The sequence below is a fragment of the Streptomyces sp. genome (assembly GCF_031178505.1).
Classification (GTDB): Bacteria; Actinomycetota; Actinomycetes; order Streptomycetales; family Streptomycetaceae; genus Streptomyces; species Streptomyces gulbargensis.
On record NZ_JAPSIW010000263.1, the window covers coordinates 1 to 8259 of the forward strand.

The window sequence follows — 8259 nt, forward strand, 5'->3', positions numbered from 1 at the left end:
GCGGCCTCGCGCAGCTGGTCCTTGACCGGGCCGTCCTTGTAGTTGAAGGCGGCGTCGAAGCCCAGCTCCTCCACGAGGAACTTGACCTTCTCGTCGGAGCCGGCCGAGCCGATCACCCGGGAGGCGCCCTTGAGCCTGGCCAGCTGGCCGACCTGGCTGCCCACGGCACCGGCGGCGCCGGAGACGAACACCGCGTCGCCCTCCTTGAAGGAGGCGGTCTCGAAGAGGCCCGCGTAGGCGGTGAGGCCGGGCATGCCGAGCACGCCGAGGTAGGTGGAGAGCGGGGCGAGCTCCGGGTCGACCTTGGTGGCGTGCTGGGCGGGCACGTGGGCGTACTCGCGCCAGCCGAGTCCGTGCAGGACGTGGTCCCCGACGGCGAAGCCCTCGGCGTTGGAGGCGACGACCTCGCCGACCGCGCCGCCGTCCATGGGGTGGTCCAGCTTGAACGGCGGGACGTACGACTTCACGTCGTTCATCCGGCCGCGCATGTACGGGTCGACCGAGAAGTGCAGGTTGCGCACGAGGATGCGGCCCTCGGCGGGCTGCGGGACCGGGACCTCACGGAGGGCGAAGTCGGACGCGACGGGCCAGCCGTGGGGACGGGACACGAGGTGCCATTCGCGGCTGGTCGCGGGAAGTGCGGACATGAGCACGGCCTCCTGAGGGGAAAACTATTTCACTACCTGAAACAACCATGCTCCTGCATATTTCATGTTGTCAAGTATCCGGGTAGGATGCTTCCCATGGCCACCTCCCCCGCGGACCCGCTCACCCTCGAAGTCGTCGAACTGATCGGCACGGTCGTGGCGCGGTACCACCAGGAGTACGAGGAGGCCGCGGCCGCCCACGCCCTCACCGGCGCGCAGGCCCGTGTCCTCGGCCTGCTCACCCTGGAGCCCACGCCGATGCGGAAGATCGCCACCAAGCTCCGGTGCGAGCCGTCGAACGTCACGGGGATCATCGACCGCCTGGAATCCCGCGGCCTGGTCGAGCGCCGTCCCGACCCGGCGGACCGCCGCGTGAAGGTCGCCGCCCCCACCCCCGAGGGCCTCGCCACCGCGCGCCGCCTCCGCGACTCCCTGCGCTTCGCCCGCGAGCCCCTCGGCGAACTGACCGACGTCGAGCGCACGCTCCTGCGGGACCTCCTGAAGCGGATGCTGGGCGAGGACGCGACCGGCCCGGCGGGGCGGGGAACCGACTAGCACCCTTCCGCCCGGTCTCGCGGCACCCGCGTCAGGGCCGCCGGCCGACACCCCTCGTGCGGTGACCGGAAAGGTTCACCGGGTTCGATCGGCTGCTGGCAGGATCGGTTCGTGGATCTTTCCGAGGGCCTGTCTGGCTGGACTGATTGGGACGGTGCGGCCTTCGTGGTGGGCCGCTCGTTGGGGATCTTTGACGAGTCTGTGACGTTCACGCAGGTCAAGTGGGTGTTCTGGACGGACAACTCGTTGGGGAACGCGCTTCATGAGGTGCTTCTTCAGCTGGTCGCTGCGGGAGTGCTGGAGCGAAGGGACGAACCGGACGAGCAGTTCCATTGGAAGGGGCGGTGACGTCAGGCCGCCGTTGGCAGAGGTCTGCCGCCCCAGCGGAGGCCTCGTTCGCTGCGGATGCGTGCGCGTTCGCGTCGTTGGGGTGCCAGGACGTCGGGGTGGCTGGCGTTCTGGTTGCGCCAGCGCAGGTAGGCGTGCAGGGCCCGGGTCTGGACGGTGTGGTTCGGGTGGTGGGAGTTGGCCGCAGTGAACTGGTGGCTTGAAGTGGGCCTCGGGCCCAGGTGTGGTCGATGCCCTTGCGGCGCCGGTTGACACCCCCACGTCTTCGTGCGCTGGAAGATGATCCCGCGGCGGGCCAGTAAGCACCGCAGGGCCTCGCGGCCGATCCGGACGGGCCGGGCGATGTTGCGTCGCAAGTGGTCGGCGAGTTTGCGGATCGACCAGCGGGTGAAGGGCTTGCCCAAGACGGTGGGGCGGGTGGTGGCCGTCTGGATGACGAAGTCCTCGTCGTCACGGTTCAGCAGGCGGGGACGGTGGATCACGTCCCGGACGGTGTCCTCGTCTGCCTGGACCAGCCGCGCGATCACCGGGACCGTGCTGCCGCCGGCCGAGGCAAGCAGCATCATCGCCCGTTGGAACCGCACGGAGCTGGTACTTCCCCACCGCACGATGTGCTGGAGCTTTTGCCCCTCCTTCTCCGCCAGCCTCCGGACTCTGACCGGTGGTGCCATCCCGTCTCCCCGTTGGTCGGAAGCGACCTCGCTTCCCACCAGCACAACGAGCAACCCGGTGACCCTATGCGGTCACAGCACTAGACGCACCACCACAGGAAGCGGGTGCACTCCGGTTCGCTCGGAGTCGGGGTGGGCGTGGGGGTCGGGGAGGCGGTCCTGGTGGGAGTGGGCGCGGTCGTGTCGCCCGGGGTGGGGGCCGGGTCCCCCGGGGTCGGGGTCGACGTCGCGGTGCCCGGCGCGGTGGGCGTGGCCGGGGGCGGCGGGGTGACCGCCGGGGCGGTGGGGGACGGCGGTCCGGTGACCGCCGGCGACTCCTGGGGCGCCTCCCCGACCCCCTCACCCGTACCGGAGCCGGTTCCGGGACCGGAGCCCGTACCCGTACCCGGGGCGGTACCGGAATCCGCGCCTTCGGGGGCGGTGCCGTGGCCCGTGGCGGTGCCGGCGCTCACCTGGCGGGCACGGGTGACCCCGGCGCTCGGGGACTCGGTCACGGTGTCCGGACCCGAGCCGTCCGGCTGGGCGGGCGTGCCGGTGGGCTCCGGTTCCACAGCGGCCTCCGGAGAGGTCGCGACGGGCCGCTCCTCGCGTACGGCCGTGGCGGCGCCGCCGTCGTCCGGCTCGGCGAGGACCGTCCGCAGCACCGTCAGCGTCCCGGCGGCGAGCACCAGCCCGAGCGTGCCGACGAAAACCGTACGGCCCCGGCGACCCCCTCCCCGCCCCTCCCGGCGCGCCCCCTCCCGGGCGGCACGCCGGCCTCCGGGAGCACGGCGCGGCGGCGCGACGACGTCCAGCTCGTAGACGTGCTCGGGGGGCACGGCGAGGTCCGGCACGTCGCGGTCCGGCAGGTCACGGTCCGGCACGGCGGACGCGGAGGGCGCGGGGGTGCCGGACGGGGTGCCGTAGGAGCCGTACGGGCCGGGCGCGGCAGGCGCGCCGTACGGATGGGGGGCTTGCTGCCGCAGCTCCTGCGCGGGGGTCCCGCACCCGGCACAGGCGAGGGCCCCGTTCAGATGCCGTCGGCACGGGTGGCAGTAGTCCATGGGGCACGCAGGCTATGCGCCACGGTACGGCCACAGCGAGACGGGCAGGTGAGGATCCTGTGAGGAAACCCCAGGTCGGCGGGGGCTCGCCACGTACGTCCCGCTTCGGGAAGGAACGTTCCCTCACGCTCTTCCTCCCGAAGGGTGCCCCGTCCGGGAGGGGACGGAGGCGGGGGCCGCGGGACGGACCCCGCACCCCGGGCCGATGGCGGACGAGACCGGGCCGGCGCGGCGTCCGGAGGGCCCGGAGGCCCCGGGCGGCTCAGCCCAGCGCGCGCCGCGGGCAGGGCGGTCGCACGATGCGAGAAGGACCGCGCGGCAGCACCGCGCGTCCGCCCGCGCCCACCACGACCCCCTCACCTCGCCCCGTGCCAGCACCGCACTCCGGAGGATCCGCCGTGACCGTCAGCCTGGAACAGTTGCGCCGTTGCCATGTCGCCGTCGACCTGGGAGCCGCTCGCACCCGGGTCTTCGTCAAGGGCGCCGGTCTCGTCGTCGACGAGCCGAGCGTCGCCGCCGTCAACACCCGCACCGGGGCGCTGATCGCCGTCGGCGCGCTGGCCGAGAAGATGACCGGCCGCACCCCCGACTACATCCGCGTCGTCCGCCCGGTCACCGGCGGCACCGTCGTGGACATCGAGATGGCGCAGCGGATGCTCCGCCACCTCCTCGGCGAGAAGCTGCGCCGGCAGCTGCGCCGCAAGCCCCGGCTCCGCGCCGCCGCCTGCACCCCGCACGACAGTGACCCTCTCGCCCAGCGCGCCGCCGTGGAGACCCTGGTGGGCCTCGGGGCGCGCCGGGTCGAGCTGGTCGACACGCTCATCGCGGCGGCCGTGGGCTGCGGCCTCCCCGTCGAACAGCCCACCGCCACCATGATCATGGTGTGCGGGGCGGCGACGACCCAGGTCGCGGTGCTCTCCCTCGGCGCGATCGTCACGGCCGAGCGCATCCCGGTCGGGGGCGACGCCATCGACCACGCCGTCATCCAGCACCTGCGCCACCACCACGAGCTGATGCTGCCGAGCCAGTCGGTGCGTCCGCTCCAACTCGCCCTGAGCGGCAACGGCCTGACACTCCAGGGGCCGGCCTCCACCGAGATCCACGGCCGTGACGTGGCCACCGGCCTCGCCCGCTCCGTGACCGTGGACACGGCCGCCGTGCGGGAGGCGATCCACACTCCGCTGACGGCCGTGCTCGACGGCATCGGCAAGGTGCTGCGCGACTGCCCGCCGGACCTCGTGGCCGATCTCGCGGACCGCGGGATCATGATGGTGGGCGGGAGCGCGCTGCTGCCGGGTCTCGACCAGATGCTGCGCGAGGCGACCGGCATGCCGGTGCACATCGCCGAACGTCCGGACGTGTGCGCGGTCCTGGGGCTCGGCGCGATGCTGGAGGGCAAGATCCAGCCGATGGTGCTCGACCCGCTCACCGAGCGGGACCCGCTCTCGGAGGAGGCCTGAGCGCCGCCGGCGGGGCCGGAGCCGACCGGATCCTCCCCGCCGGGTGATGCGTACGATCATGGGACGATGACGATCGTGGACCGGGACCAGGGCCGGAACCCGGACCGGGACGAGCCGGCCCCGGACCGCCTCCGTGACGGCCGGGACGGGGACGGCACGGACGAGGACGGCCCGGACGGGAACGGCCCGGACGGCGGCGGCCCGGACGGCGGCGGCCCGGACGGCGGCGGCCCCAACAGGGACGGCCCGGCCGGGTCCGGTGCCTCCGGCGGCACCGACCCGGCCGGCGGCACCGGACCCGGCCGGCTGCCCCTGCTGCTCGAAGCGGTCCTCGGCGTCGGCACGGACCTCGAACTGCGCGCCACCCTCCAGCACATCGTCGACTCGGCGACCGCCCTGACCGGGGCCCGCCACGGGGTGCTCGGGGTGATCGACCCCGAGCACCACCGCCTCACCGAACTCTTCACCTCCGGCCGGCCGGAGGAGGAGCGGCCCCGCCGCGACCGCCTCCCCGGCCGTCCCGACGCCGCCGATGCTGGCCTGCCCGGCGACGGCCCGTCCGTCCCGGTCCGCGTGCACACCGAAATCTTCGGCCACCTCCACCTCACCGGGAAGCCGGGTGGCTTCACCGCGGAGGACGAGGTGCTGCTGCGGATCCTCGCCTCGCAGGCCGGCATCGCCATCGGCAACGCCCGGCTGTACGAGACGGCCCGGCAGCGTGAGCGCTGGATCGACGGGGCGGCGGCCGTGACCACCGCCCTGCTCACCGGGGAGACCGCCGAGAACGCCCTGACGACCGTGGCCGAGCGGGCCAGGGTCCTCGCCGGCGCCGAGGCCGGCGTGGTCCTCCAGCCCACCGCCGAGGGCGGCATGGAGATCGTCGCCGCCTCGACGACCGGGGACCCCGGCGACCTGGTGGGGACGACCATCGCCCCCGGCTCCCCCGTCCTGGTCCAGCTGCTCGGCGGGGAACCGGTCTTCGTGGAGGACTCGGCGACCGACCCGCGCATGACCACGCGCGTACGGACCCGCTTCGGGCCCTCGATGATGCTGCCGCTGCGGAGCGGCGGCAAGCTCATCGGCACCCTCGCCCTGCCCCGGCGGCGCGGCGGTCCGCCCTACACGGCGGTGGACCGGCTGCTCGCCTCGCAGTTCGCCTCGCAGGCGGCCCTGGCGCTGGTCCTCGCGGACGCCCGGCACGACCGCGAACGGCTCGCCGTCTTCGAGGACCGCGACCGGATCGCCCGTGACCTGCACGATCTGGTGGTCCAGCGGCTGTTCGCCACCGAGATGATGCTGGAGTCGACCCGGCGGCGGGCGGCCGCGTCCTCCGAGGAGAGCGCGCTGCTCGGCCGGGCCGTGGACGAACTGGACTCCACGATCCAGGAGGTGCGGACGACGATCTTCGCGCTCCAGCAGCCGCCGGCCGACGCGCCGACCTCCTTCAGGGGGCAGGTGCTGCGGGAGACCGGCGGCGCGGCGGCCCTGCTCGGTTTCCAGCCGTCCGTCCACTTCTCCGGCGCGGTCGACACCCTCGTCGACGAGGGTGCTGCCGCGAAGCTGCTCGGCGTCCTGCGCGGGGCGCTCGCGGCGGCCCACCGCCGGCCGGGGGTCGGCGCGATCACGGTCGAGGTGGGGGTCGGGCCGGCGCCGTGGGCCGGTTCCGGCGCGGGCTCCGGACACGCGGGCCCGGACGGTGCCTGGCTGCGGGTCACGGACGACGGGGAACCCCCGACGACGGTCACCTGGCCGCGGCGGGCGGAGGCGTAGGAGCGCCGGGGGTCCGGCCGCGTCCCCGTACGGAGCAGTCCGGCGCGCCTCCCGCCGCGTACCGATCTTGACTGGAGGGGTGAACTCCGACGCGCAGACCCCGACCGCGGCGGCCTACCGCAACCTGGCGGTGGCCACCGTCGGCTTCACCCTCACCTTCTGGGCGTGGGACCTCGTCGCGCCCCTCGCCGGCTGGTACGGCGACCGGCTGGGCCTCAGCTCCTTCCAGCAGTCGCTGCTCGTGGCGGTGCCCGTCCTGGTCGGCTCGGTGGGCCGCATCCCGGCCGGCGCGCTGACCGACCGCTACGGGGCGAGGGTGATGTTCCCGCTCGTCGCCGCGCTCACGATCGTCCCGGTGCTGCTCCTGACGGTGGTCAAGGACAGTTACGGCCTGCTGCTCGTCGTCGGTTTCCTCCTCGGCCTGGGCGGCACGACCTTCGCGATCGGCATCCCCCTGGTCAACTCGTGGTTCCCGCCCGCCAAACGGGGCCTGGCGCTCGGCGTCTTCGGCATGGGCATGGGCGGGGTGGCGCTGTCGGGCTACTTCACGCCCCGGATCGCCGCGCACGGCGAGAACCTGCCGTTCCTCGTGGTCGCCGTGGCCCTCGCCGTGTACGCGGTCCTCGCCGCGTTCCTCCTCACCGACCGCCCGGACCGGCCGGTCCCCAGCGCCTCCCTCGCGACCCGGCTCGGTACGGCGGGACGGCTGCGGGTGACGTGGGAGCTGTCGGCGCTGTACGCGGTCGGCTTCGGCGGCATCGTCGCGTTCGGCGTCTACCTCCCCACGTACCTGAAGACCTGGTACGGCCTGGACCCGACCGACGCGGGCACCAAGGCCGCGGGGTTCGCCCTCGTCACGGTCGTCTTCCGGCCGATCGGCGGCTGGCTGTCGGACCGGGCGCACCCGGCGCTCGTGACGGCGTACGCGCTGGGCGCGGTCGCGCTCCTCGCGATCGTCCAGGCCTTCGACCCGCGGCTGGATCCGGTGGGCACGATCGCCCTGCTGTGCATGGCCGCCGGGCTCGGTACGGCGAGCGGTTCGGTCTTCGCGCTCGTCTCGCAGGTCACCCCGCAGGCGCAGGTCGGCAGTGTGACCGGCATCGTCGGGGCCATGGGCGGCCTCGGTGGCTTCCTGCCGCCGCTGGTCATGGGCGCGATCTACAGCGCCAAGGACTCGTACTCGATCGGCTTCATGCTCCTGTCCGACCTGGCCCTCGCGGGCTGTGTGTACGCCTACGGGCGGATGCGCGGGCTCCGCGCGGGAGGCGGCGAACCCGCGCGGGACGCGAAGGAGAGCGCGGCCGCCCGCCCCTGAGGGGCCCGGCGACGGCCGCGGGCCTCGCGCGTCCGGCCCCCGGGATTCCGATCCTCCCCGCCCCGGGCCCGCCCACCGGCAGAATGCCTCACGTCAGCCCTCGTCCCCGACCCGAGGAGTACGACCGGTGAGTGCGCTCGTCCCGGCCCTTGCGGCCCCGTCCGACCGGACCGCGCTCCGGTGCGGCCCGGAGACCCTGACGTACGCGGAACTGGCCCGGACCGCCGGTGACCTGGCCGCCCGGATCGGCGGATTCGAGCGGGTCGCCGTCTGGGCGACGCCGACCGCCCGGACGGCGGTGGCGGTCGTGGCCGCCCTCCTCGCGGGCGTACCGGCCGTCCCCCTCAATCCGCGCACCGGCGAGCGCGAACTGGCCCACATCCTCGGCGACAGCGCGCCGGGGGCGGTCCTCGCGGGTGCGGACGACGCCCTTCCGCCCGGCCTGGCGGC

The 8259-nt window shown here is 74.2% G+C and carries 9 protein-coding genes; 6 read left to right on the forward strand and 3 right to left on the reverse strand.

The window, feature by feature from the left end; genetic code table 11:
* A partial coding sequence (locus RIF68_RS18445; RefSeq protein WP_309052370.1) for an NADP-dependent oxidoreductase occupies window positions 1-647 on the reverse strand: 647 nt, incomplete at its 3' end.
* Window positions 648-743: 96 nt separating this feature from the next.
* Between RIF68_RS18445 and RIF68_RS18450 the strand changes: the two genes are divergently transcribed.
* Together RIF68_RS18450 and RIF68_RS18455 are read left to right on the forward strand one after the other, a co-directional pair.
* Window positions 744-1202 carry a MarR family transcriptional regulator gene (locus RIF68_RS18450; protein ID WP_309052371.1) on the forward strand — a complete coding sequence of 153 codons (459 nt, stop codon included), beginning with the start codon at window positions 744-746 and terminating at the stop codon, window positions 1200-1202.
* 111 nt (window positions 1203-1313) lie between these two features.
* The gene (locus tag RIF68_RS18455) at window positions 1314-1550 is read left to right on the forward strand and encodes a hypothetical protein (protein ID WP_309052372.1); all 237 of its coding nucleotides are present in this window, start codon (window positions 1314-1316) and stop codon (window positions 1548-1550) included.
* Window positions 1551-1552: 2 nt separating this feature from the next.
* On the opposite strand, the gene RIF68_RS18460 is transcribed toward RIF68_RS18455, so the two are convergent.
* A complete protein-coding gene (locus tag RIF68_RS18460) occupies window positions 1553-2221 on the reverse strand; it encodes a hypothetical protein (protein ID WP_309052373.1) in 669 nt (222 codons plus the stop codon).
* An 80-nt stretch (window positions 2222-2301) separates the two neighbouring features.
* The gene (locus RIF68_RS18465; protein WP_309052374.1) at window positions 2302-3264 is read right to left on the reverse strand and encodes a hypothetical protein; all 963 of its coding nucleotides are present in this window, start codon (window positions 3262-3264) and stop codon (window positions 2302-2304) included.
* Between the two features lie 398 nt (window positions 3265-3662).
* Between RIF68_RS18465 and RIF68_RS18470 the strand changes: the two genes are divergently transcribed.
* The 4 genes from RIF68_RS18470 to RIF68_RS18485 form a co-directional block, all read left to right on the forward strand.
* On the forward strand, window positions 3663-4724 hold the full coding sequence (locus RIF68_RS18470) for a rod shape-determining protein (RefSeq protein WP_309052375.1): 1062 nt from the start codon (window positions 3663-3665) through the stop codon (window positions 4722-4724).
* A gap of 66 nt (window positions 4725-4790) precedes the next feature.
* On the forward strand, window positions 4791-6494 hold the full coding sequence (locus RIF68_RS18475; RefSeq protein ID WP_309052376.1) for a GAF domain-containing protein: 1704 nt from the start codon (window positions 4791-4793) through the stop codon (window positions 6492-6494).
* A gap of 79 nt (window positions 6495-6573) precedes the next feature.
* Window positions 6574-7809 carry an MFS transporter gene (locus RIF68_RS18480; protein ID WP_309052377.1) on the forward strand — a complete coding sequence of 412 codons (1236 nt, stop codon included), beginning with the start codon at window positions 6574-6576 and terminating at the stop codon, window positions 7807-7809.
* A gap of 127 nt (window positions 7810-7936) precedes the next feature.
* A partial coding sequence (locus tag RIF68_RS18485) for an AMP-binding protein (protein WP_309052378.1) occupies window positions 7937-8259 on the forward strand: 323 nt, incomplete at its 3' end.